26 protein-coding genes and 2 pseudogenes are annotated in these 21,764 nt (G+C 40.1%); 7 read left to right on the forward strand and 21 right to left on the reverse strand.

The features are described 5' to 3' along the window. Window positions 1-122: 122 nt before the first annotated feature. From DF216_RS03475 to DF216_RS03495, 5 genes are all read right to left on the reverse strand, one after another. The gene (locus tag DF216_RS03475; protein WP_129325987.1) at window positions 123-1,178 is read right to left on the reverse strand and encodes a BMP family lipoprotein; all 1,056 of its coding nucleotides are present in this window, start codon (window positions 1,176-1,178) and stop codon (window positions 123-125) included. 77 nt (window positions 1,179-1,255) lie between these two features. Next, complete coding sequence (locus DF216_RS03480) at window positions 1,256-1,645, reverse strand: cytidine deaminase (protein ID WP_125827155.1); 390 nt, start codon at window positions 1,643-1,645, stop codon at window positions 1,256-1,258. Continuing rightward, window positions 1,632-2,294, reverse strand: coding sequence for a deoxyribose-phosphate aldolase (deoC, locus tag DF216_RS03485; RefSeq protein WP_129325988.1), 663 nt, complete (start codon window positions 2,292-2,294; stop codon window positions 1,632-1,634). The genes DF216_RS03480 and deoC overlap by 14 nt, the downstream gene beginning before the upstream one ends. Before the next feature lie 19 nt (window positions 2,295-2,313). Beyond that, complete coding sequence (locus DF216_RS03490) at window positions 2,314-3,591, reverse strand: pyrimidine-nucleoside phosphorylase (RefSeq protein WP_129325989.1); 1,278 nt, start codon at window positions 3,589-3,591, stop codon at window positions 2,314-2,316. Next, window positions 3,588-4,178, reverse strand: coding sequence for a class I SAM-dependent methyltransferase (locus tag DF216_RS03495; protein ID WP_129325990.1), 591 nt, complete (start codon window positions 4,176-4,178; stop codon window positions 3,588-3,590). Before DF216_RS03495 ends, DF216_RS03490 begins: the two co-directional genes overlap by 4 nt. A gap of 234 nt (window positions 4,179-4,412) precedes the next feature. Between DF216_RS03495 and coaA the strand changes: the two genes are divergently transcribed. The 3 genes from coaA (at window position 4,413) to DF216_RS03510 (ending at window position 6,223) form a co-directional block, all read left to right on the forward strand. Continuing rightward, window positions 4,413-5,333: a type I pantothenate kinase gene (coaA, locus tag DF216_RS03500; RefSeq protein ID WP_129325991.1), complete on the forward strand. Its 921-nt coding sequence runs from the start codon at window positions 4,413-4,415 to the stop codon at window positions 5,331-5,333. Between the two features lie 67 nt (window positions 5,334-5,400). Beyond that, on the forward strand, window positions 5,401-5,637 hold the full coding sequence (gene rpsT, locus DF216_RS03505; protein WP_001274000.1) for a 30S ribosomal protein S20: 237 nt from the start codon (window positions 5,401-5,403) through the stop codon (window positions 5,635-5,637). A gap of 52 nt (window positions 5,638-5,689) precedes the next feature. Continuing rightward, complete coding sequence (locus tag DF216_RS03510; protein ID WP_129325992.1) at window positions 5,690-6,223, forward strand: DNA topology modulation protein; 534 nt, start codon at window positions 5,690-5,692, stop codon at window positions 6,221-6,223. 177 nt (window positions 6,224-6,400) lie between these two features. On the opposite strand, the gene DF216_RS03515 is transcribed toward DF216_RS03510, so the two are convergent. The 7 genes from DF216_RS03515 to DF216_RS03545 all read right to left on the reverse strand — a co-directional run bounded on the left by DF216_RS03515 (window position 6,401) and on the right by DF216_RS03545 (window position 14,198). Further along, window positions 6,401-7,405 carry a DUF6287 domain-containing protein gene (locus DF216_RS03515; RefSeq protein WP_240659315.1) on the reverse strand — a complete coding sequence of 335 codons (1,005 nt, stop codon included), beginning with the start codon at window positions 7,403-7,405 and terminating at the stop codon, window positions 6,401-6,403. Continuing rightward, the gene (locus tag DF216_RS10930) at window positions 7,362-7,649 is read right to left on the reverse strand and encodes a hypothetical protein (protein ID WP_240659316.1); all 288 of its coding nucleotides are present in this window, start codon (window positions 7,647-7,649) and stop codon (window positions 7,362-7,364) included. The genes DF216_RS03515 and DF216_RS10930 overlap by 44 nt, the downstream gene beginning before the upstream one ends. Before the next feature lie 136 nt (window positions 7,650-7,785). Next, window positions 7,786-8,712 (reverse strand): aldo/keto reductase, encoded by a 927-nt coding sequence (locus DF216_RS03520; RefSeq protein WP_129325993.1) that lies wholly within the window; start codon window positions 8,710-8,712, stop codon window positions 7,786-7,788. 255 nt (window positions 8,713-8,967) lie between these two features. Further along, window positions 8,968-10,965: a methionine--tRNA ligase gene (metG, locus tag DF216_RS03530; protein ID WP_129325994.1), complete on the reverse strand. Its 1,998-nt coding sequence runs from the start codon at window positions 10,963-10,965 to the stop codon at window positions 8,968-8,970. A gap of 135 nt (window positions 10,966-11,100) precedes the next feature. Beyond that, window positions 11,101-12,360 (reverse strand): ABC transporter permease, encoded by a 1,260-nt coding sequence (locus DF216_RS03535; RefSeq protein ID WP_129325995.1) that lies wholly within the window; start codon window positions 12,358-12,360, stop codon window positions 11,101-11,103. Window position 12,361: 1 nt separating this feature from the next. Continuing rightward, window positions 12,362-13,063 carry an ABC transporter ATP-binding protein gene (locus DF216_RS03540; RefSeq protein ID WP_129325996.1) on the reverse strand — a complete coding sequence of 234 codons (702 nt, stop codon included), beginning with the start codon at window positions 13,061-13,063 and terminating at the stop codon, window positions 12,362-12,364. Next, window positions 13,047-14,198: an efflux RND transporter periplasmic adaptor subunit gene (locus DF216_RS03545; RefSeq protein WP_129325997.1), complete on the reverse strand. Its 1,152-nt coding sequence runs from the start codon at window positions 14,196-14,198 to the stop codon at window positions 13,047-13,049. Before DF216_RS03545 ends, DF216_RS03540 begins: the two co-directional genes overlap by 17 nt. 264 nt (window positions 14,199-14,462) lie before the next feature. Here DF216_RS03545 and gor point away from each other — a divergent pair, with 264 nt between their 5' ends. Together gor and DF216_RS03555 are read left to right on the forward strand one after the other, a co-directional pair. Beyond that, window positions 14,463-15,809: a glutathione-disulfide reductase gene (gene gor / locus DF216_RS03550; RefSeq protein WP_129325998.1), complete on the forward strand. Its 1,347-nt coding sequence runs from the start codon at window positions 14,463-14,465 to the stop codon at window positions 15,807-15,809. A 143-nt stretch (window positions 15,810-15,952) separates the two neighbouring features. Then, window positions 15,953-16,489 (forward strand): biotin transporter BioY, encoded by a 537-nt coding sequence (locus DF216_RS03555; RefSeq protein ID WP_129325999.1) that lies wholly within the window; start codon window positions 15,953-15,955, stop codon window positions 16,487-16,489. Between the two features lie 35 nt (window positions 16,490-16,524). Here the strand turns inward: DF216_RS03555 and DF216_RS03560 are convergent, their stop codons facing one another. Then, on the reverse strand, window positions 16,525-16,743 hold the full coding sequence (locus DF216_RS03560) for a YdbC family protein (protein ID WP_000807436.1): 219 nt from the start codon (window positions 16,741-16,743) through the stop codon (window positions 16,525-16,527). Window positions 16,744-16,847: 104 nt separating this feature from the next. On the opposite strand from DF216_RS03560, the gene DF216_RS03565 reads away from it, so the two are divergent. Next, window positions 16,848-17,168 (forward strand): hypothetical protein, encoded by a 321-nt coding sequence (locus DF216_RS03565; RefSeq protein WP_129326000.1) that lies wholly within the window; start codon window positions 16,848-16,850, stop codon window positions 17,166-17,168. A gap of 26 nt (window positions 17,169-17,194) precedes the next feature. Here the strand turns inward: DF216_RS03565 and DF216_RS03570 are convergent, their stop codons facing one another. From DF216_RS03570 to rpsP, 8 genes and pseudogenes are all read right to left on the reverse strand, one after another. Then, window positions 17,195-17,533: an ATP cone domain-containing protein gene (locus tag DF216_RS03570; RefSeq protein ID WP_001196053.1), complete on the reverse strand. Its 339-nt coding sequence runs from the start codon at window positions 17,531-17,533 to the stop codon at window positions 17,195-17,197. A gap of 11 nt (window positions 17,534-17,544) precedes the next feature. Next, the gene (gene trmD, locus DF216_RS03575; protein ID WP_061453853.1) at window positions 17,545-18,264 is read right to left on the reverse strand and encodes a tRNA (guanosine(37)-N1)-methyltransferase TrmD; all 720 of its coding nucleotides are present in this window, start codon (window positions 18,262-18,264) and stop codon (window positions 17,545-17,547) included. Continuing rightward, on the reverse strand, window positions 18,254-18,772 hold the full coding sequence (rimM, locus tag DF216_RS03580) for a ribosome maturation factor RimM (RefSeq protein ID WP_129326001.1): 519 nt from the start codon (window positions 18,770-18,772) through the stop codon (window positions 18,254-18,256). The genes trmD and rimM overlap by 11 nt, the downstream gene beginning before the upstream one ends. A gap of 75 nt (window positions 18,773-18,847) precedes the next feature. After that, entirely contained in the window at window positions 18,848-19,705 is an 858-nt protein-coding gene (locus DF216_RS03585; RefSeq protein WP_129326002.1) for an alpha/beta fold hydrolase, read from the reverse strand. Window positions 19,706-19,853: 148 nt separating this feature from the next. Beyond that, a pseudogene (locus DF216_RS03590) lies at window positions 19,854-20,057 on the reverse strand (EamA family transporter); the annotation flags it as partial. Then, window positions 20,057-20,161 (reverse strand): annotated as a pseudogene (locus DF216_RS11140) (MazG nucleotide pyrophosphohydrolase domain-containing protein); the annotation flags it as partial. The pseudogenes DF216_RS11140 and DF216_RS03590, both read right to left, overlap by 1 nt. Then, the gene (gene kphA, locus DF216_RS03595; protein ID WP_000379617.1) at window positions 20,158-20,397 is read right to left on the reverse strand and encodes an RNA-binding protein KphA; all 240 of its coding nucleotides are present in this window, start codon (window positions 20,395-20,397) and stop codon (window positions 20,158-20,160) included. The gene kphA and the pseudogene DF216_RS11140, both read right to left, overlap by 4 nt. A 19-nt stretch (window positions 20,398-20,416) precedes the next feature. Beyond that, window positions 20,417-20,689 carry a 30S ribosomal protein S16 gene (gene rpsP / locus DF216_RS03600; RefSeq protein WP_000268760.1) on the reverse strand — a complete coding sequence of 91 codons (273 nt, stop codon included), beginning with the start codon at window positions 20,687-20,689 and terminating at the stop codon, window positions 20,417-20,419. Window positions 20,690-20,905: 216 nt separating this feature from the next. Here rpsP and DF216_RS03605 point away from each other — a divergent pair, with 216 nt between their 5' ends. Beyond that, a complete protein-coding gene (locus tag DF216_RS03605) occupies window positions 20,906-21,709 on the forward strand; it encodes a peptidylprolyl isomerase (protein ID WP_129326003.1) in 804 nt (267 codons plus the stop codon). The last annotated feature ends 55 nt before the right edge of the window (window positions 21,710-21,764 follow it).

A 21,764-nucleotide genomic window follows, 5' to 3' on the forward strand; every position in this document is an offset into this window, starting at 1 on the left:
TAGAAAACTATATTTTATTTCAGTAGGACCTGCTAAACAAGTTAGTAGGTTCTATTGAGACAAAATGTCTCAACACCTCAAAAAAAGCGACCCAAGAAGGATGGATCGCTTCTGGAAGGTTTTTATTTCTCAGGTGCTTTTACGCTACCATCAATAATTAGTTTTTTAGCATCTTCCACTGCTTTTTTAGCATCTTCAGAAAGATTAGAAGTAGTCAAATCAACACCACCATCTTTCAAACCAAATGTAATCACTTTTCCACCTGGGAATTTACCGTCAGCAGTTTGAGTTGCGATTTCTTGAACAGTTTTACCAACTTGTTTCAAAGTAGAAGCCAATACGAAGTTAGATTCTTTACCATCTTTTGAAGTGTATTTACCTTCGTCAACTTGGTCACGGTCTACACCAATAACCCAAACTTTTTCGTCTTCATTTTTCTTCTCGTTCAAGTCTTTTGCTTCTTTGAAGACACCAGCTCCTGTACCACCAGCAGCTTGGTAAATGACGTCAGCTCCTGCAGCGTATTGAGTCGCTGCAATAGTTCTACCTTTTTCTGGGTTGTTGAAGTCTTCAGCATATTGTACATCTACTGAAATGTCTTTGTTTACAGACTTCACGCCTGCTTCAAATCCTTTTTCAAAACGAGTGATAACTTCACCACGTGCTCCACCGATGAAACCAACTTTGTTTGTCTTGGTAGTTTTGGCAGCAGCAACCCCTGCAAGATAAGCAGCTTCATTATCCGCAAAAACAGCAGATGCTACGTTCTTCTTATCACCAACAACAGAGTCAATGATAACGTAGTTGATATCAGCATTTTCATCTGCAGCAGCTTTAACAGCTGGAGCAAGTTTGTAACCAACACCATACACTAATTTGTAGCCGTTTGTAGCAGCTTGGCTGAAGTGGTTTGCAAAATCTGCTTCACTTGTAGATTGGAAATAAGTAAATCCGTTATCTTTAGAAAGACCGTTTTCTTTCCCCCAAGCTTGTAGACCTTCCCATGCAGATTGGTTAAATGATTTATCATCAACACCACCTGTGTCAGTAACGATAGCAGCTTTTAAATCAGTTTTTGCATCTGAAGAATCTTTGCGAGACGCACGGTTTCCACATGCAGCAAGTCCGATTGCAGCGACAGTTACTAGACCTAGGCCTAACCATTGTTTCTTGTTCATTCCTGAACCTCCTAAATAAGATATGCAACTTAGTTGCGAATTAATGAAAGGGTCAATAGACCGCCTTTACAAAGTTACTAGGTAAGATCTGTAAAGGAATATGGAAGTAATTCCCCGACCGTCATCTCGACCGTCGTTTTATCTTTGGCGACTAGAGTCACTTTTAGATCTTGTTCAAAAAACTCAACCATGACCTGGCGACAAGCACCACATGGCGAGATGGGTTTTTCAGTTTGTCCGTAGACAATCAACTCTGAAAATTCCCGTTGCCCCTCCGAAACTGCTTTGAAGATAGCTGTACGCTCCCCACAGTTAGTCAAAGGATAACTAGCATTCTCGATGTTCACACCTGTATATACGCTACCATCCTTGGCTACTAAAACAGCTCCAATAGGAAAGTGAGAATAGGGTACATAGGCATTCTTGCTGGTTTCAATTGCTAGTTCAATCAACTCAGTAGTCGCCATCAGCCAATTCTCCTTTTAAGATTGCTACACCAGCGGATGTTCCAATACGAGTAGCACCTGCCTCCACAAAGGCAAGAGCGTCCGCGTAAGAACGAGCTCCACCGGCAGCTTTAACACCCATATCAGGTCCCACTGTTTGACGCATTAATTTGACATCTGGCAGAGTTGCTCCTCCAGTTGAGAAGCCAGTAGATGTTTTAACAAAATCAGCTCCTGCTTTTTGTGACAACTGGCAGGCCACAACCTTTTCTTGATCTGTCAACAAACAAGCTTCAATAATGACTTTAACTAATTTGTCGCCACTTGCTTCTACAACGGCACGGATGTCTGACTCAACTAAATCAAGATTGCCAGATTTGAGGGCACCGACATTGATAACCATATCAATCTCATCTGCACCATTTTGGATAGCTTCTTTTGTTTCAAAAGCCTTCACAGCTGAAGTTGTTGCTCCCAAAGGGAAACCAACCACAGTACAGACCTTAACATCTGAGCCTTTAAGCCCTGTTTTTGCATGTTTTACCCATGTGGGATTGACACAAACACTGGCAAAATCATACTCACGCGCTTCAGATAGCAAACGATTAATTTGTTCTTGGCTTGCATCTTGCTTCAAAAGCGTATGATCGATATATTTATTCAACTTCATATTCGGATTCTCCCTGGTTTTATGAGATAATTTCAATAATTTCTCGTAAACATTGCACTCTATCATTCATTTTAACATATTTTTGAAATTCTGTAACTAGTTCAGAAGAAATTTTTCCATTTGTATAAACTTTTGCAACAATTTCTCCTTTTTGGACGGAGTCTCCAACTTTTTTTTCAAAAACAATCCCTGTTTCATAGTCCAAATCATCAGACTTGACTGCACGACCAGCTCCTAATCTCATGGCAAAGAGCCCAAATTCCATCGCCGGAAGGGCTGAAATGACACCTGACTCTTGCGCCGGGATATCCACTACATGTGCAACATTTACTGGGCGGTAGAGATCTTCTAGATCACCACCTTGAGCTACCACCATTTCTTCAAACTTAGCCAGTGCTTGACCATTCTCGAGATGTTTACGGATTTCCTCAACGGTTTTCTCAATATCAGCTAAACCAAGCATAATTTGAGCTAGTTCACAGATAAAGTGGGTAATATCCTGACGGCCTTGGCCTTGTAAAATTTCCAATGCTTCAAGGATTTCCAGACGATTTCCAATCGCTCGCCCCAAGGGTTGGCTCATATCTGTAATGACTGCTACCGTCTTTCGACCAACGGCCTTACCGAGATCCACCATGGTTTGAGCCAATTCGCGCGCCTCCTCAACAGTCTTCATAAAGGCACCCTCGCCAACAGTTACGTCTAGCAAAATAGCATCCGCACCTGCCGCGATTTTCTTGCTCATGACAGAACTCGCAATCAAAGGAATCGTGTCGACAGTTGCGGTCACATCACGAAGGGCATAGAGAAGTTTATCTGCTTTGACCAGCTGGTTCGATTGTCCAATGACAGATACACCAATGTCTTGAACCTGTTTGATAAAATCATCTTGACTCCGCTCCACTTGGTAGCCCTTGATCGCTTCTAACTTATCTAAGGTCCCGCCAGTGTGTCCTAGTCCACGACCACTCATTTTTGCAACCGGAACACCAAAACTGGCTACTAAAGGAGCTAAAATCAAGGTCACCTTGTCACCAACACCACCAGTAGAATGCTTGTCAACTTTAATTCCATTAATAGCTGATAAATCAAACTCTTGTCCTGTCTTGACCATATTCATCGTCAGGTCAGAAATCTCTCGTGTGGCCATTCCTTTGAAATAAACAGCCATAGCAAAAGCAGACATCTGATAGTCTGGAACAGTTCCTGCCACATAGCCTTCTACCAACCACTTGATTTCATTTGAAGTCAATTCTTGACCGTCTCGTTTCTTTTGGATTAAATCAACTGCTCTCATACTTTCACACTTCTAAGGATATAGTATCCCTTATCTTTTTTAACGACCTCACAATTGCCAAACACGTCTTCCATCTTATTTTTGGCACTAGGGGCACCCTGCTTTTTCTGGATAACGATTGTTAAGTCTCCACCGTCCTCCAGAAAATCCATGCTCTTTTCGATAATCTCATGAACAACTTGTTTACCTGCTCGAATGGGAGGATTGGAAATAACATGGTCAAATTTACCTTCAACTTGTTCATAGATATTGGATTGGAAAATCGTCGCTGCTACTTTATTTCTTTCAGCATTTTGTCGCGCTAAATCCAAGGCACGATTATTGATATCGACCATGGTTGCTTGGACCCCGTAAGCCTTAGCTAACGACAAACCCAATGGTCCATAACCACAGCCTACATCAAGGACCGTTTCTCCTTGGTTGACCTCAAGGCACTTGAGCAAGAGTTGACTTCCAAAATCAACCATTTTCTTACTAAAAACACCTGCATCCGTCAAAAAGGTCATTTTTTGTCCCAACAACTCTACTCTCAACTCATGAATGTCGTGAGCTGCATCAGGATTTTCTGCATAATACATTTTACTCATAAGTCTATTTTAGCATATTTTAAGGTTTTTTAAAACCGTTTACAAAGCTAAAATTCAACAAACAAACTAAATCTGTTATGATAACAATTAAAGAATTTTCGTATTATTTCCTCTATTTTTGACTTTTTAGAGCAACTTATAGCAACTTTCAAGAATCAGAATGAGAAATATCGAATTTCATTCTCTCTTTAGATTAGAAATATGATATACTAAGATATCGAACGAGGAAAGAATATGACCAACGAATTTTTACATTTTGAAAAAATCAGCCGCCAGACTTGGCAATCTTTACATCGAAAGACAACTCCTCCCTTGACAGAGGAAGAGTTAGAATCTATCAAGAGTTTCAATGACCAGATTAGTCTACAGGACGTAACGGACGTCTACCTTCCCCTAGTCCATCTTATCCATATTTACAAGCGCACCAAGGATGATTTGGCATTTTCAAAAGGAATTTTCCTCCAACGTGAAAGCAAATCTCAACCTTTTATTATTGGGGTTTCTGGCAGTGTTGCTGTGGGGAAATCAACCACTAGTCGCTTACTTCAGATTCTTCTATCACGGACTCTCCCAGATGCTACTGTAGAATTGGTGACAACCGACGGTTTTCTCTACCCCAATCAAACCTTGATTGAGCAAGATATCTTAAATCGCAAAGGTTTTCCTGAAAGTTATGATATGGAAACCTTGCTGAATTTCCTTGATCGCCTTAAGAACGGGCAAGATGTCGATATTCCTGTCTATTCTCATGAAGTGTATGACATCGTTCCTGGAGAGAAACAACGTGTCAAAGCTGCGGACTTTGTTATTGTTGAAGGCATCAATGTCTTTCAAAATCCTCAAAATGAGCGCCTTTACATCACTGATTTCTTTGATTTCTCCATCTATGTGGACGCAGCTGTTGAAGACATCGAAAGCTGGTATTTAGACCGCTTTTTAAAACTACTTAGCTTTGCCCAAAACGCTCCAGACAGCTACTACCACCGCTTTACGCAAATGCCGATTGGAGAAGTTGAAGCCTTTGCACATCAGGTTTGGACCAGTATTAATCTCATAAATCTACAAAACTATATCGAACCAACAAGGAATCGCGCCGAGGTCATTCTCCACAAGACTAAAAACCACGAAATCGATGAAATTTACCTAAAAAAATAATTTCCCCTTGTCAAAACCTAAGTTTTCAGATATAATGGTATAGTTAGTAAATATGGAGGTAAGAACATTGGCAAACATTAAATCAGCTATCAAACGCGCTGAATTGAACGTTAAACAAAACGAAAAAAACTCAGCTCAAAAATCAGCTATGCGTACTGCTATCAAAGCTTTCGAAGCAAACCCTTCTGAAGAACTTTTCCGTGCTGCTAGCTCAGCTATCGACAAAGCAGAAACTAAAGGTTTGATTCATAAAAACAAAGCAAGCCGCGATAAAGCTCGTCTTTCAGCTAAACTTGCTAAATAAGAAACAGTCCACAGAGGCTGTTTTTTTGTCCTCCATTACGAAAAGGTAGAAAATGAAAATCGCAATCATCGGTTATTCTGGAGCTGGTAAGTCAACTCTAGCAGAAAAGTTATCTAACTACTACTCCATACCCAAACTACATATGGACACCCTCCAATTTCAACCAGATTGGCAAGACAGTGATCGTGATTGGATGAAAGTCGAGATGAAAAACTTCCTCACTAATCATTCAGACTGGGTCATCGACGGCAACTACTCTTGGTGCTATTACGACGAAAGAATGCAAGAAGCTGACCAAATCATCTTCCTAAATTTTTCACCATGGACTTGTCTCTTTCGAGCCTTTAAACGGTATCTCACATATCGAGGTAAGGTCAGAGAAAGTATGGCAGCAGGCTGCCCTGAACGCTTTGACTGGGACTTTATCAGATGGATTCTCTGGGATGGGCGGAGCAAATCCGCTAAGGAACGCTACAAGGGGGTTCAAGAAACCTATCCAGAGAAAGTAATTGTCCTCAGGTCTCAAAAGGAGATAGACCACTTTTTAGAAAATCTCTCGCATAACAAGAAAAACCAACGTGCCTAACGTTGGTTTTTCGCTATTACCCAATCACACTTCCGTTTGGTACAGCTGGATCAACTGTGAGAAGGGTTAATTTGCCATCATGTTCAGCTGAGAGGAGTACATCAGAATAAATATTTCATAAAATTATTAAACTCAAAAAAAGCTCAAATGCTATCTGATTACTGAACATTTCACCTACTAATGAGAATCGCTTGACTTTACTCTGTAATAATAAAAATCTTTATCATAATTTCCAGCTGATTGACTAACAATTAAGCGTGGCCGTGAAATATCTGATTGGTCACCCATTGGGTTTTTAAATCCTATTTTAAACAATCCTATAGCTGCACTCGTAGGACCACTTTGTAAACTAACATATGGAACACTGCTCTTCTTAGATGAATCTTCTATTACTTTAATCCTATTTCCATTCCCTGTTGTTCCATCAGGATTAATTATCAATTCCTTACCACGACCATTCCTCCATGTTCCAACAAGTGTTGAAATATCACCATTTTCAATCGCTTCAATATCTAAATCGACCTCTGAAAGTGAGTTATGTTGATAAAGTTGCCACCAATCCACTTTATATGGTCTAAGATAACTTTTCCCATAAAGAATTCTGTTTTCTTGAGTTTTTTCATTATCTGGTCCAGTTTCATTAGCAGGGATAAATGTTAACACTAATTCTTGCCCAATAATGGCATTTCTATTATCCCCTACAAAATATACTTCATAATAATCATTGTTTTTCTTCGGTGTTTTACTTTTATCTAACTTGAATTGAGCATGCATAGAACCACTCCAAAAGATCCAATATCCATCTTGATAGGATAATCTTGGAAAAACAGAAGTTATGCCTTTATAGTAATCTTCTCTTTTATACCCATACAAAGTAAAATTTGATTCTGCAATTGCTTTTTCCAAATAATCATTAGAATAAGTTCCTTCAAAAGCACTTAAATCTCCTTGAAGAATATTATCCTTACTATTTTTAAAATAATCACTACTACTAGCAAATACCATTTTATGATTCTTATTTCCATCAGATAAGATGATTACCTTTAAAATTTTAGACGAATCATCTACGTTATTAACTGAAATAGATATTTTAAAATCCTTATTTCCGTCTGACTTATTAAATTCTGTAACAGAAGACCTATTGTTGCCATCTTCCTTCCCAATCCGTAGAAAAGTCTCCAAATACATCACCCTCATCTGTGCTGTATGAAATTCTCCAATTTTGATCATTCTTAGCAACAGTAGCTTTCTCACCTGAGACAGACACATAATTTCCCGATAAATCTATAAAGTCTGATTTTATTATTTTCTCAGTATTTGATTGTATTTTCTGGTTATCACTCTCTCTATGATTCTTAAATAAAAGAAATAAAACTAAAGTTGTTAAAAGAGAAACAACCCCAAAAAATATGAGTGTTTTCTTCATTCCAATCTCCAGTAGATATAAATTATTTCCCTCATTTTACTATATTACTTAAAGACTATCAAGTTAATTTATAAATAATGGAAAAAACCGTTTTTCAACGGCTTTTTGACTGTGATTTCTCGAATGCAAATTCCTCTTACGGCAAATCATTCCCTGCTGCGAGGTAAATCTCATACCATTCTTTTCGAGTTAGGTTGACATTACTTGCTTGGCTTGCTTCTATCAAATGTTTAGGGTTAGTTGTTCCTACTACTGCCTGCATCTTAGCTGGATAGCGTAACACCCAAGCGATAGCAATAGCTGATGGGCTCACACCGTATTTTAAGGCTAATCGATTTAGGACTTGGTTTAGTTGTTGGAACTTCTCATTTCCGACAAAATTCCCTTTGAAATATCCAAACTGCAAGACTGACCAGGCCTGAATAACCATGTCGTTTAATTTGCAGTATTCAAAGGCGCTACCATCACGCACAGCTGCCTTGTCACCTTCCATATTGACATGAAATCCTGCTTCAAATCCTGGCGTGAAAGCTGCGCTTAGTTGTAATTGATTGATAGATAAAGGTTGTTTGACCTCTTTCTTCAGTAATTCCATCATCATAGGATTTTGATTGGACACACCGAAGTCTCGAACTTTACCTGATTTGTGTAGAATATCAAAGGCTTGAGCCACTTGATCAACTTCCATCAAGGCATCTGGGCGATGGAGAAGCAAGCTATCTAGATAATCAACCTGCAATCTTTTTAGAATCCCGTCTACTGATTCTAAAATATAATCTTTTGAAAAATCAAAATAGGTAAATTCTTCTATGCGAATGCCACACTTGGACTGGATCCACATCTTTTCTCGCAGGTCAGGACGATTGTTTAACACTTGACCCAGTAATTCTTCACAACGACCTCCTCCATAGATATCCGCCAAGTCAAAGGCATTGATTCCTACAGATAGGGCTGTTTCAACCAACTCCTCAACCTCTTTAACCGACTTGTCACTGATTCGCATCATTCCTAAGACAATTTCTGACAGTTCTTTTTTCTCTTGACCAAATGGAATGTATTTCATGGCAATTTCCTCCGTTTTTCTTCATTATAAAGTAGAATGCCACTTTTATCAACTGATACCTTATAAAAGAAAGAGAGTGGGACAGAAATCGGTAATTCGTTAGAATTAGATTTCGTCGTCCCACCTCCGCACAGTTGAGTAGGGCTGTAAAAGCTGATGAAATCAGCGTAGTAGAGCCCACTCAACCACTGCGTCTTACTCGGCAATCCAAAGACAATTGAGAGGCTAGGACTTTTGTCCCAGCCTCTTTAAATCTTAGCCAATCACACTTCCGTTTGGTACAGCTGGATCAACTGTGAGAGGGGTTAATTTGCCATCATGTTCAGCTGAGAGAATCATCCCTTGGCTGACATATTTTTTCATCATTTTACGTGGTTTGAGGTTGGCAACGATTTGGACTTTCTTGCCGACCAATTCTTGTTCGTTTGGATAGTATTTTGCAATACCAGAAAGGATTTGACGGTCTTCACCATCACCAGCATCTAAGCGGAATTGAAGCAACTTGTCAGAACCTTCTACTTTAGAAACTTCTTTGACTTCAGCAACACGAATTTCAACCTTGTCAAAGTCTTCAAACTTGATTTCTTCCTTGTTGAGTTTGAGTTCGACTTCATCTGGATTCCATTCTTTCTCGACGGCTGGCTTGTTGCCTTCCATTTGTTCCTTGATATAGGCGATTTCTTCTTCCATATCGAGACGTGGGAAGATTGGTGTTCCTTTGGCAACTACTGTTACACCTGCAGGGAAATCAGCTAGGCTCAAGTTTTCAAGGCTAGAAACTTCTGCTAGACCAAGTTGTGTCAAGACTGCACGACTGGTTTCCATCATAAATGGCTCAATCAAGTGAGCTACGACACGAAGGCTAGCTGCCAAGTGGCTCATCACACTTGCCAATTGCTCACGGTGCGCTTCATCCTTAGCCAGTACCCATGGAGCTGTCTCATCGATGTATTTATTAGTACGTGAGATAAGAGTCCAGACTGCTTCAAGTGCACGTGGATAGTCAACTGCTTCCATGTAGGTATTGTAGTCAGCGATTGATTGTTCTGCCACTTGAGCAAGTTCATTGTCAAAGTCTGTTACACCTTCTACATAGGCAGGGATTTGACCATCAAAGTACTTGTTAATCATTGAAACCGTACGGTTGAGGAGGTTTCCTAGGTCATTTGCTAATTCATAGTTGATACGCCCTACATAGTCCTCTGGAGTAAAGGTTCCGTCTGAACCAACTGGAAGGCTACGCATGAGGTAGTAACGAAGTGGATCGAGACCGTAGCGCTCTACCAACATTTCAGGATAAACGACATTCCCTTTAGACTTGGACATCTTGCCATCTTTCATGACAAACCAACCGTGGGCAATTAAACGATCTGGCAATTTGATATCCAACATCATAAGAAGGATTGGCCAGTAGATGGAGTGGAAACGAAGGATGTCTTTCCCAACCATATGGAAGACTGTTCCATTCCAGAACTTATCAAAGTTACCATGTTCATCCTGACCATAACCAAGAGCAGTCGCATAGTTAAGAAGGGCATCGATCCAAACGTAGACAACGTGTTTCGGATTTGATGGGACTGGTACACCCCAGGTAAAGGTTGTACGAGATACTGCTAAGTCTTCCAAACCTGGCTCGATGAAGTTACGCAACATTTCATTAAGGCGACCATCTGGAGTGATGAAGTCAGGATGTGATTTGAAAAATTCGACCAAGCGATCTTGGTATTTGCTGAGGCGAAGGAAATAAGACTCTTCTGAAACCCATTCAACCTCGTGACCTGATGGAGCGATACCACCCGTCACATTTCCAGCTTCATCACGGAAAACTTCCGCAAGTTGGCTTTCTGTAAAGAATTCCTCATCGGATACTGAGTACCAGCCAGAATATTCACCTAGGTAGATGTCATCTTGAGCAAGCAAGCGTTCAAAAACTTGTGCTACTACTTTTTCATGGTAATCGTCTGTAGTACGGATAAATTTATCATATGAGATATCCAGTAATTGCCAGAGTTCTTTGACTCCAACTGCCATTCCATCAACATAGGCTTGAGGTGTGATACCAGCTTCTTCTGCTTTTTGCTGGATTTTCTGACCATGCTCATCTAAACCAGTCAGATAAAAGACATTGTAGCCCATAAGGCGTTTGTAACGTGCTAGGACATCACAGGCGATGGTGGTGTAAGCAGAACCGATATGAAGTTTACCAGATGGATAGTAAATCGGTGTTGTAATATAAAAATTCTTTTCAGACATAATTTTTCCTTTCCAGGCAAATGAAACCTGTTTTTCTAACACTTCATTATATCATATTTTCGGTGATTTTCGATAGGGAAATCCATACAAAAACAAGATAGACAAATGTCCATCTTGTTTTTCTTCTTGTTTATATTACTCATAGCGAAGGGCTTCGATTGGATCAAGCTTAGAGGCTTTATTGGCCGGTAAGACACCAAATATCATACCAACGCTGGCTGACACAGCCAAGCTAAAGAGAGCAATTGGGAGGGAAACCCCAACTTCGATGCCTGCAATCATATTTTGCAACAAGATACCTGCTAACATTGTCAAGCCTGCTGCACTGACTAGGCCGATGATCCCACCTAGCAAGGTCAAGATCATGGACTCGATCAAAAACTGTACTAAGATATTAGCCCGTGTAGCTCCGAGAGCCTTCCGCAGACCAATCTCACGCGTACGTTCTGTCACCGAAACCAGCATGATGTTCATAACTCCAGTTCCACCAACAAAGAGTGAAATCCCTGCGATGGCACTGATAATTGTGGTTATAAATCCAAAGAGTTTTTGAACTTCTTCAAAGGTTGCTGTTTCATCCGCAACTTGATATTCTCCTTGATGTACTCCTGATATTTCTGTCATTCTGCGTGCGAGTTCTGGTCCTAAAGTCGGAGTAAGACTTGTATCATTTACACGAAAGACAACATTAGAGATTTCATCCATATTAAAATTAACAGCAACAGATGTATTGGTTGTAATTGGCAAACCTCCGATACCAAACATCTTTGCAGTTTTAGCCTCAGAACTTGTGTATACTCCGATAACTCGATAATGAAAGTTATTAACTGAGATTATCTGATTAAGAGCTGCCTGTGGTGAGTCAAAAAGACTGTTAGCCAGTTCTTCATCAAGTAGGATCACACTTGCAAAATCTCTGTAATCTTGTTCTCTTAGACCCCTACCAGCGATTATTTCATTTTCAGTAGCAGTCATATAAGTCATATTACCACCTGTTAAACTAGCCTGCTCAACTTTTTTATCTTTATAAGTCAGAGTAACATTTATACTATTCGTCACAAAGTAACTATCTACACCCTTTAGTTTAGCGGCTTCCTTAACCCATGCTTCCTGTGTCTTGGGTGGGACAACATAAGCTGTATCCTCTCTACCAGATAGTGTTAGAGAAGACTGTTTTTGGGTAAAAGAGCCGTCCTTACTTTTAATAGGCGAGAAAAAGACCTGAATATTTTTCTGAGATTTAGTCATATTTTTATTGACCTGACGAGACATAGAGTCTCCCAGAGCCATGATGACAACTACTGAAGATACTCCTATAATAATCCCAATCATCGTCAAAAATGAACGCATCTTGTGTGCCATAATCGATGAAAAGGCAAATTTCAGATTTTCCATCTTAATGCCCCTCCCCTTCTAAATGCCCACTATCAGATGCAATAGCCCCATCACGAATTACAATCTGACGTTTTGCATAAGCTGCAATCTCAGGCTCATGCGTGACCATAATAATGGTCTTTCCTTCTTCATTTAACTCCACCAAAAGTTCCATGATTTGACTTCCCGTCCTTGTATCCAAAGCTCCAGTTGGTTCATCTGCCAGGATAATCGAAGGATTGTTGACAAGGGCACGTGCAATAGCTACCCGTTGTTTTTGTCCACCAGATAATTCCGAAGGCAAGTGGTGACTTCTATCAGTCAAATCTACCTTTTTCAAATAGGTCTCTGCCAATTTACGGCGTTTGGAAGCTGAAACTCCAGCATATATTAAAGGCAATTCAACATTCTGAAGGGCATCTAGTTTGGACAAAAGAAAGAATTGTTGAAAGACAAAACCAATCTCTTGATTACGAACTTTGGCCAACTGTTTTTCATCTAATCGAGCCACTTCCTGCCCCTCTAAGTAATACTCGCCACTAGTTGGAGTGTCCAACATTCCAATAGTATTCATTAGAGTAGATTTTCCCGAACCTGATGGTCCCATAATGGCAACAAACTCTCCCTCATTCACTTCCAAGTTGATATTTTTCAAAACCTGCAGTTCCTGATCTCCATTTCGATAACTCCTACAGATATTTTTTAGACTAATTAGTTTCTTCATCAGCCTTCACCTCTTTTCCTTCTTCCAAGGAAGTTGTTGGATTACTGATGACTTTAGCCCCATTTGTCAAACCAGAAGTGATTTCTTGGTTTTCTGCGTCAGCATTTCCTAAGCTAACTTCGATTTTCTTAGCCTTATTCTCTTCGTCAACAACCCAGACATAGTTTTTACCTTCTTCTTCTACGATGCTGGTTAATGGTACGAGAAGAGATGTACTGTCGCTTTTAACTTCTACACTAACAGAAAATCCTTGTTTTAACTCACCAATATCACTCGTAATTTCAATAGTGTATGGATATTTAGAGCCGACATTAGATGCACCTGTACCATTACTTCCATCAGCACCATTCTTTGAATAAGTTGCGATATAGTTGATCTTCCCTGTCCACGTTTTATCTGGGTATACTTTGGATGTGAAGGTCACTTCTTGTCCAACTGAAAGCTTGGCAAGGTTGTACTCTGACAGTTCACCTTTTACTTGCAAATTATCATTGCTCACTACATGGATCATGACCTTGCCATTACCTGCAGAAGATTTGGAGAGATCGCGATTTACCTCTACAACTGTTCCTTCTATTGTACTTAGGATAGTTGTAGCATCTAATTGGGCCTTTGCTTTTTTAACTTGTGCTTCTGCATCTGCGCGGTTATCACAAGCATCCTTAATCTGAGAATCAAGGGAAGATACTGTGCTAGCATCTGAACCACCATATTCTTCATAATAAGTCAAGGCCTTACTTCGTGATTCCCTCAATTCATTGATTTGACGATCAATCTTTGCTACTGCACGATTGGCAGCATCGTATGCTGCCTGAGCATCAGAACTATTGTATTTTACTAACGCTTGCCCTCCACTCACCTTGTCTCCAACAGAGACTAAAATTTCTTCAATCTCACCCATACTTGCATCAAAGTATACATACTGTTCATTTTTTACAGTAACAGTACCAGATAAGAGAATAGATGAGGCAACCGTTCCTTCTTTGGCAACAACCAAATGAGAGGGGGCATCTTTAACAGCAGCCTGAGAAGGTTGTCTAAAAAGTAAAATCCCCATAGCCCCGACAATAACAACACTTGCAGTTCCAATAGATGTGTAAAATTGCCATTTTTTTCTTTTCGTATTTTTCTTCATCCCAAAACACCTTTCATATTTTCCATTAAAGACCATTATATCAAATTTATCCACTCTGAACAATGATTGTACCGTGAGAAAAGAGAAGCATTCCAAAACTCACTTTCAGCTTCTTTCTGGTACATCAATTGTACTAGTTACACAATACATCTTATTTCTATATTTAGCAAGCAATTTCAACTTTTTACTTATGCCGTAGCAGATTTTTGCATTCAAAAAGCAAAAACGATAGAATATGACTATCAAAGCTATAAGGAGTTTTCTATGAGAGAATATGATATCATCGCCATCGGTGGAGGGAGCGGTGGCATCGCCACTATGAACCGAGCTGGTGAACACGGCGCCAAAGCAGCTGTTATCGAAGAGAAAAAATTAGGTGGAACTTGTGTCAACGTTGGCTGTGTTCCTAAGAAAATTATGTGGTATGGAGCTCAAATCGCTGAAAGCTTCCACCACTACGGTCCTGACTATGGGTTTACGAGTTCAGATGTTCAATTTGATTTCGCAAAACTTCGTCAAAACCGTGAAGCCTACATCGATCGTGCTCGCTCATCTTATGATGGAAGTTTCAAACGCAACGGAGTTGATTTGATTGAGGGGCGTGCTCATTTTGTTGATTCTCACACTGTCAGTGTTAATGGTGAATTGATTCGTGCCAAGCATATCGTGATTGCGACTGGAGCTCGTCCAAGCATCCCAACTATTCCTGGAGCTGAACTCGGTGGTAGCTCAGACGATGTCTTTGCTTGGGAGCAGCTTCCTGAATCCGTTGCTATCCTAGGCGCAGGCTATATCGCGGTTGAGTTAGCTGGTGTTCTCCATGCACTCGGTGTAAAAACTGATTTATTTGTCCGTCGTGATCGTCCTTTGCGTGGTTTTGACAGCTACATCGTTGAAGGTCTTGTCAATGAAATGGAAAAAACAGGCCTTCCTTTGCACACACACAAGGTACCCGTCAAACTCGAAGAAACTGAGCAAGGCATTACCATTCATTTCGAAGATGGTTCTAGTCACACTGCAAGCCAAGTTATCTGGGCTACTGGCCGCCGTCCAAATGTAGACGGGTTGGAGTTAGAAAAGGCTGGAGTTACACTCAACCAACGTGGGTTTATCCAAGTGGATGAGTATCAAAATACTGTTGTAGATAGTATCTATGCCCTTGGAGACGTTACTGGTGAGAAGGAACTAACTCCAGTAGCCATCAAGGCTGGACGTACCCTATCTGAACGTCTCTTTAATGGGAAAACAAGTGCCAAGATGGACTACACGACTATCCCTACTGTTGTCTTCTCCCACCCAGCAATCGGAACAGTCGGCTTAACTGAAGATCAAGCTATCAAAGAATACGGCCAAGAGCACATTAAAGTCTACAAGTCAAGCTTTGCATCTATGTACTCTGCCGTTACAAACCATCGTCAGGAGTCACGCTTCAAACTCATCACCGCCGGTGCTAACGAAAAAGTTGTTGGACTTCATGGGCTCGGTTACGGAGTGGATGAGATGGTTCAAGGATTTGCGGTTGCTATCAAGATGGGAGCAACCAAGGCAGACTTTGATGCTACAGTAGCTATCCACCCAACTGCTTCTGAAGAATTTGTGACCATGCGCTAATTATCTAAAGAGACCTCAAGAGGTCTCTTTTTACTTGTATAATCGGCCGTTACAAAATTGTTACCTCGTTATAAAAAATAGGTTGACTTTTTCTTCTGAATTAGTATAATAGTTACTATAATTTTAAAAAGAGGTTAACAGTTTTGAAAAAAGCTCATATCTATGCTATCCCTGCTATCGGCGCTGCTCTCATCGCCGTTTTGGCACAAATCAGTCTCCCTATCGGTCCTGTCCCCTTCACTCTACAAAACTTTGCGATCGGTCTGATTGCTACTGTTTTTAGACCCAGAGAAGCTGTTCTATCTGTAGCTCTCTATCTCTTGCTGGGTGCCATTGGTTTACCTGTTTTTTCAGGGGGAGGAGCTGGATTTCACGTTTTAGTTGGTCCAAGTGCAGGCTATCTTTGGTTCGACCTTGTCTATGCGGGACTTACATCTTATCTCATCCATCAAAATAGTGGCTACATTCGCATTTTCCTAGCCAACCTCTTGGGTGACTCCCTCGTCTTTGTCGGAGGTATTCTCAGCCTCCACTTCCTTGCTGGGATGCCATTTGATAAGGCGCTAGCAGTTGGTGTCTTTCCCTTTATTCTCCCTGATCTTGGTAAAATCATTGCCATTAGTTTCATTGGTCGTCCCCTACTAGAACGATTGAAAAACATCGCTTATTTCTCAAGATAAAAAAATGAGCCTGGAACAATAGTCCCGTGGCTCTTTTACTGATTGCCTTTGAAGGCATCCACCATTACTTGAAATTCTTCATTTGTAAGGGTGATTCCTTTTCCCATCTTGGTATGATCAGGGCTCCAAGTTCGAATATCAAACTTTGCTGGCGCTCCATTAAAACTAACTCGGTTTAGTTCTTTTGTCCATCCTTTTTCATTTTCAGACAAGGTCAGTAAGTGTTCTTCGATTTCAAATGTAAATTCTGCCATTTTTAACTCCTTTTTGTGATATGCTTTCTATAGTCTATTCGTAAAAATCTTGTAGTTTTTAGGAAAATTTTATATAATGTGGATAGATAAGAAGGGAGATGCCTATGAGGTACACATTCAAGCAAGTCTTAGATAAGATACGAGACTTTCTCAGTGGACATGATGAACAAGATTATTCTGAAAACGACTCCCTTATTAGCACAATTGAACAGGCAATCCAGAAAAAAACAGCTGTTCATGTCATACTCGCTGAGACAAGTTTTACAGGTGACATTGTCAAATATGATGTCAGTCGTCAGCAGATTATTGTCAAAAATTTTACCAGAAATGTGACACGTATTATCCGAATCGCTGATATCAAAAGGCTACGTTTTGTCCCATCCACTGTCCAGAGAGCTCAAAAAAATAGATTTAAGAAAGAGTGAGATGTTCATGCATCCCACTCTTTTCCTTAACGGATTTGTTCAAAATGAAGGTGAACTGCGATGTGGTCACCGTACCCACTTCTCTCCAAATCACGTTGCAAGCGATAAGAGATATAGTGCTCTGCAATGGTGATGTAACCTGCTCCTAGTAAACGATTTTCAACCATTGATTGGATCATACTGATAGTCGCACGTTCTACTTTTGCTTCTTCCAAGTCCAAGACTACTTTTTTAGTGACTTGAGCTAGGTTTTGACGTAGGTCATCAGTCAAAACATAAACTGTCTGCGCTGCTTTTAGGACAGCTTGGTAAATTTTATCTGGATCAAAGTCGGCAACTTCTCCGTTACGTTTGATTACTTGCATAGGTTTCTCCTTTATTCTTTGTTTTCTTTGATTTCTGCCAGCATTTTTTCTTCTTCTACTGTCAGTTGATAGTTTTCTAGCAAATCCGGTCTGCGCTCGTAGGTTTTCTTTAGACTTTCGTAAAGTCGCCACTGGCGAATCTTTTCATGGTGGCCACTCATGAGCACATCTGGCACCACCATGCCTCGATAGTCATAAGGGCGTGTATATTGGGGATATTCGAGGAGTCCTGAAGAAAAACTATCGTCTTGGTGACTAGACTCCTTGCCAATCACTTCTGGAATCAAGCGAACCGTAGCATCAATCATGGTCATGGCTGCTAATTCACCACCAGTCAAGACATAATCTCCTAGGGAAATTTCATCGGTTACCAAGGTCTTGATGCGCTCGTCATACCCTTCGTAGTGACCGCAGATAAAGATCAGTTCCTCTTCTTTGGCCAAATCTTCAGCGTAGGCTTGATTGAACTGTTTCCCAGCAGGATCGAGAAGAATGACACGGGGATTTTTCTTTTCAATGGCATCAAAAGCATCGAAAATAGGTTGGGCACGGAGCAACATTCCCTGACCGCCTCCGTAAGGCTCATCGTCAACATGACGGGCCTTTTCAGCATATTCACGAAAATTATGATACTGGATATCCAAGAGCCCTTTTTCTCGAGCCTTTCCAACGATTGAGTGCTCCAGCGGAGAAAACATCTCAGGAAAGAGGGTCAAAATATCAATCTTCATCATCTAGTCCTTCTAAGATTTCCACATCGACCCGTTTATTTGGAATGTCAACATTGAGAACTACTGGCGGAATGTAAGGTAAAAGCAAATCACGCTTGCCTTTTCGCTTGACCACCCAGACATCATTGGCACCCGGTTGTAGAATCTCCTTGATAGTTCCAATTAAGTTGTCTCCCTCGTAAACTTCCAAACCAATAATCTCGTGATAGTAGAATTCTCCATCATCTAAATCGTTCAAATCTTCCTCAGCGACCTTGAGACTGTACCCCTTGTATTTTTCAATCGCATTGATATGGTACATGTCTTTGAATTTGATAATGTCAAAATTCTTATGCTTACGGTGGCTAGCGATGGTCACTGTTTGGATAAACTGATCTTTTTCATCAAATAAAGCCAGCTCTGCCCCTTTTTTAAAGCGTTCCTCAGCAAAATCCGTCACAGACAAGACTCTCATCTCACCCTGTAGACCCTGCGTATTGACGATTTTTCCAACATTAAAGTAGTTCATCTTGTCTCCTGTATCTATTTCTATCCTTTATTTTATCACGTTCCAAGAATTTTCACAAGTTGGATAGATACTATCTTACGGGCCTACTACTTCTTCAAAAAATTCACCAATAAGTTGATTAAACTCTTCAGGATGGTCATTCATAGGTTGGTGTTTGCTATCTGAAATCGTTACTTGACGCGCATTGGGATTTAGAGCAATGATACCATCATAGATCTTCTTTAGGTGTTTAGGAAAATCGTTTTCACCTCTTACTAATAGCATAGGAGGATTTCCATGATAGCCGTCTATCTCATGGACAGTCAAAAAACCTGTGATACCAAGGTTCAAAAAAACATCTCGTCCAGTTTCTATAATGGCCGTCTTGACTAATTCTCTTGTGATAGGATTATCTGTACACATCTTTGAGTTCTTATCTGCAATCACCTTCCAAGGAATCGTTTTATACATAAGAGAAGAATATTTTATGCGATTTCTCTCTTTATCTGATAGGTAACGATGCTGTCCCCAACTATCTACCATGACCAAGGCTAGAACTCGTTCTGGATGACGATAGGTGTACTCTTGAAGTGGATTTCCTCCCCAAGAATGTCCGACCAATATCACCTCATCTAGCTGAAAATAGGACAAAATAGCATCTACATCTTGAACAGCACCTTCTAAGTCAGGTAGGCCAACTTTCATAGGTGATTCACCCTGCCCTCTAACATTCACAAAGTAGAGGTCAAATCCTTCAAAGGCATCATACTGATGGGCCCACATCTGACTACGACCACAAGCTCCATGATAAAAAATAATATGTCCTTTACTTGAGCATCCAGGACGATGATAAACAACCAAATCACAATCTAATACTGGTATAATGTGACGTACCAAAGTCTCGGTTTTTCTGTTATAAAAAGCAATAGCTTCAGCTATATCATTTTGCTTCATTTCTACACTCTCTCCTCTTTATCCTAGTATCATTCTTTTATCTATTTTATCATGCTATATTAAAATCATCGTTCTCTAAACTTTGTTTCATTAAAAATTTTGAATTTTCTGCATCATCTAGATAAAGAAAAAGACTGCTAAGCAATCTTTACTTTTTTCTCATCAGGTTCATGCCTAAAATTCCAGCAATTATCAAAGTTGCTACGATCACATGGTAGCTATAAATTGGTTCGTGGAGGATAAGAGCTCCAGCTAGAATGGTCAAAACTGTCCCAAGATTACCAAAGACACTGACAGTTGATGCTCCGAGGCGAACAATAGCATAGATAGAGAGACTACCAGTCACGATAGAGATTGCTGGTAATGTTCGAGTAAATAATCTTGTAATTGCCTAAACGTTAAATCTTTCATCTTCTGCTCTCCACAAAAAAACGAGACATCTGTCCCGCTTTTTATTTTTCATCGATAACGATTCTTACTTTTTTGTCTTCAGTTGGGACAGAGTAGACAATCGTTCTTATCGCTGAGATAGTGCGACCCTTACGACCTATAACACGACCAACATCGCTCTGGTCAAGATCCAAGTGATACTCCAAAAACTCTGGTGTGTCTTCAATCTTGATAGTTAAGGCATCAGGTTGTGAAATCAAAGGTTTCACAATCGCAATAATGAGATTTTCAATCGTATCCATCTGTCAACCTACTTTAGAATTATTTAGAGAATTTAGAATCGTGGAATTTTTTCAATACGCCTTCTTTTGAAAGGATGTTGCGAACTGTATCTGAAGGTTGAGCTCCATCAGCCAACCATGCAAGAACGCGGTCTTCTTTCAAAGTTACTTGGTTTTCAGCAACAAGTGGGTTGTAAGTTCCAACTGTTTCGATGAAACGTCCGTCACGTGGTGAACGTGAGTCTGCTACGTTGATACGGTAGAAAGGTTTTTTCTTAGAACCCATACGAGTCAAACGGATTTTAACTGCCATTTTTAATATCTCTTTTCTTTTATTTTTTATTTCGGTGAAATAGCTAAGCTATTTAGCACATTTTCTATTATAGCAGATTTCTGACAGGTGTCAAGAAAAAAACTTGACAGAATTTTAATTTTTTTACTACTAGAAATTTTTAGTAAAATCATTAACATTTGAAATCACCTCTCTTTTAGGGTACAATGGTAGAAATGAATTTTTGAGAGGAAAACAATGAAAAAACTAGCAACCCTTCTTTTACTATCAACTGTTGCCCTTGCTGGATGTACTAGTATCCAACGTGGTCTCCGTGGTGATGACTATGTCGACTCTAGTATCTCAGCTGAAGAAAGCTCAAAAGCAGCTGCTCAGGCTGCCAAAGATTTGAAAGACGCTTTAACAAATGAAAATGCCAACTTCCCTCAACTTTCTAAAGAAGTTGCCGAAGATGAATCGGAGGTCATTTTACACACAAATCAAGGCGATGTACGCATCAAACTTTTTCCAGAACTAGCACCTCTAGCAGTTGAAAACTTCCTTACTCACGCTAAGGAAGGCTACTATAACGGTATCACCTTCCACCGTGTCATCGATGGTTTTATGGTCCAAACTGGAGATCCTAAGGGAGATGGTACAGGGGGCCAATCCATCTGGCATGATAAGGAGAAAACAAAAGATAAGGGAACTGGTTTCAAAAATGAAATCTCTCCTTACCTATACAATATCCGAGGTGCACTTGCTATGGCTAACACTGGTCAACCAAACACCAACGGTAGCCAATTCTTCATTAATCAAAACTCAACAGATATTTCTGCTAAACTCCCTGCTAGCAAGTATCCAAAGAAAATCATCGAAGCTTATAAAGAAGGCGGAAATCCAAGTCTAGACGGCAAACATCCCGTCTTTGGTCAAGTCATTGATGGCATGGATGTTGTCGACAAGATTGCCAAGGCTGAAAAAGATGAAAAAGATAAACCAACTACTGCTATCACCATTGACAGTATCGAAGTGGTCAAGGACTACGACTTTAAATCCTAAATAACCTAAAAAATACAGTATCCGCATTCGATACTGTATTTCTTTTTCCCTCATT

The sequence above is a fragment of the Streptococcus oralis genome (genome assembly GCF_004127215.1).
Lineage (GTDB): Bacteria > Bacillota > Bacilli > Lactobacillales > Streptococcaceae > Streptococcus > Streptococcus oralis_BD.

What these genes read in the sequence shown, in the direction of transcription:
- DF216_RS10930 (WP_240659316.1), bottom strand. Translation starts at nt 7,649, where the DNA reads ATGAAGAAAACACTCATATTTTTTGGGGTTGTTTCTCTTTTAACAACT.
- rpsP (WP_000268760.1), bottom strand. Translation starts at nt 20,689, where the DNA reads ATGGCAGTTAAAATCCGTTTGACTCGTATGGGTTCTAAGAAAAAACCT.
- DF216_RS03510 (WP_129325992.1), top strand. Translation starts at nt 5,690, where the DNA reads ATGAAAATCGCAATCATCGGTTATTCTGGAGCTGGTAAGTCAACTCTA.
- DF216_RS03535 (WP_129325995.1), bottom strand. Translation starts at nt 12,360, where the DNA reads ATGGAAAATCTGAAATTTGCCTTTTCATCGATTATGGCACACAAGATG.
- DF216_RS03490 (WP_129325989.1), bottom strand. Translation starts at nt 3,591, where the DNA reads ATGAGAGCAGTTGATTTAATCCAAAAGAAACGAGACGGTCAAGAATTG.
- kphA (WP_000379617.1), bottom strand. Translation starts at nt 20,397, where the DNA reads ATGGATACGATTGAAAATCTCATTATTGCGATTGTGAAACCTTTGATT.
- DF216_RS03475 (WP_129325987.1), bottom strand. Translation starts at nt 1,178, where the DNA reads ATGAACAAGAAACAATGGTTAGGCCTAGGTCTAGTAACTGTCGCTGCA.
- deoC (WP_129325988.1), bottom strand. Translation starts at nt 2,294, where the DNA reads ATGAAGTTGAATAAATATATCGATCATACGCTTTTGAAGCAAGATGCA.
- gor (WP_129325998.1), top strand. Translation starts at nt 14,463, where the DNA reads ATGAGAGAATATGATATCATCGCCATCGGTGGAGGGAGCGGTGGCATC.
- trmD (WP_061453853.1), bottom strand. Translation starts at nt 18,264, where the DNA reads ATGAAGATTGATATTTTGACCCTCTTTCCTGAGATGTTTTCTCCGCTG.
- DF216_RS03585 (WP_129326002.1), bottom strand. Translation starts at nt 19,705, where the DNA reads ATGAAGCAAAATGATATAGCTGAAGCTATTGCTTTTTATAACAGAAAA.
- metG (WP_129325994.1), bottom strand. Translation starts at nt 10,965, where the DNA reads ATGTCTGAAAAGAATTTTTATATTACAACACCGATTTACTATCCATCT.
- DF216_RS03560 (WP_000807436.1), bottom strand. Translation starts at nt 16,743, where the DNA reads ATGGCAGAATTTACATTTGAAATCGAAGAACACTTACTGACCTTGTCT.
- DF216_RS03570 (WP_001196053.1), bottom strand. Translation starts at nt 17,533, where the DNA reads ATGCAAGTAATCAAACGTAACGGAGAAGTTGCCGACTTTGATCCAGAT.
- DF216_RS03495 (WP_129325990.1), bottom strand. Translation starts at nt 4,178, where the DNA reads ATGAGTAAAATGTATTATGCAGAAAATCCTGATGCAGCTCACGACATT.
- DF216_RS03565 (WP_129326000.1), top strand. Translation starts at nt 16,848, where the DNA reads ATGAGGTACACATTCAAGCAAGTCTTAGATAAGATACGAGACTTTCTC.
- coaA (WP_129325991.1), top strand. Translation starts at nt 4,413, where the DNA reads ATGACCAACGAATTTTTACATTTTGAAAAAATCAGCCGCCAGACTTGG.
- DF216_RS03545 (WP_129325997.1), bottom strand. Translation starts at nt 14,198, where the DNA reads ATGAAGAAAAATACGAAAAGAAAAAAATGGCAATTTTACACATCTATT.
- DF216_RS03540 (WP_129325996.1), bottom strand. Translation starts at nt 13,063, where the DNA reads ATGAAGAAACTAATTAGTCTAAAAAATATCTGTAGGAGTTATCGAAAT.
- rimM (WP_129326001.1), bottom strand. Translation starts at nt 18,772, where the DNA reads ATGAACTACTTTAATGTTGGAAAAATCGTCAATACGCAGGGTCTACAG.
- DF216_RS03605 (WP_129326003.1), top strand. Translation starts at nt 20,906, where the DNA reads ATGAAAAAACTAGCAACCCTTCTTTTACTATCAACTGTTGCCCTTGCT.
- DF216_RS03520 (WP_129325993.1), bottom strand. Translation starts at nt 8,712, where the DNA reads ATGAAATACATTCCATTTGGTCAAGAGAAAAAAGAACTGTCAGAAATT.
- DF216_RS03480 (WP_125827155.1), bottom strand. Translation starts at nt 1,645, where the DNA reads ATGGCGACTACTGAGTTGATTGAACTAGCAATTGAAACCAGCAAGAAT.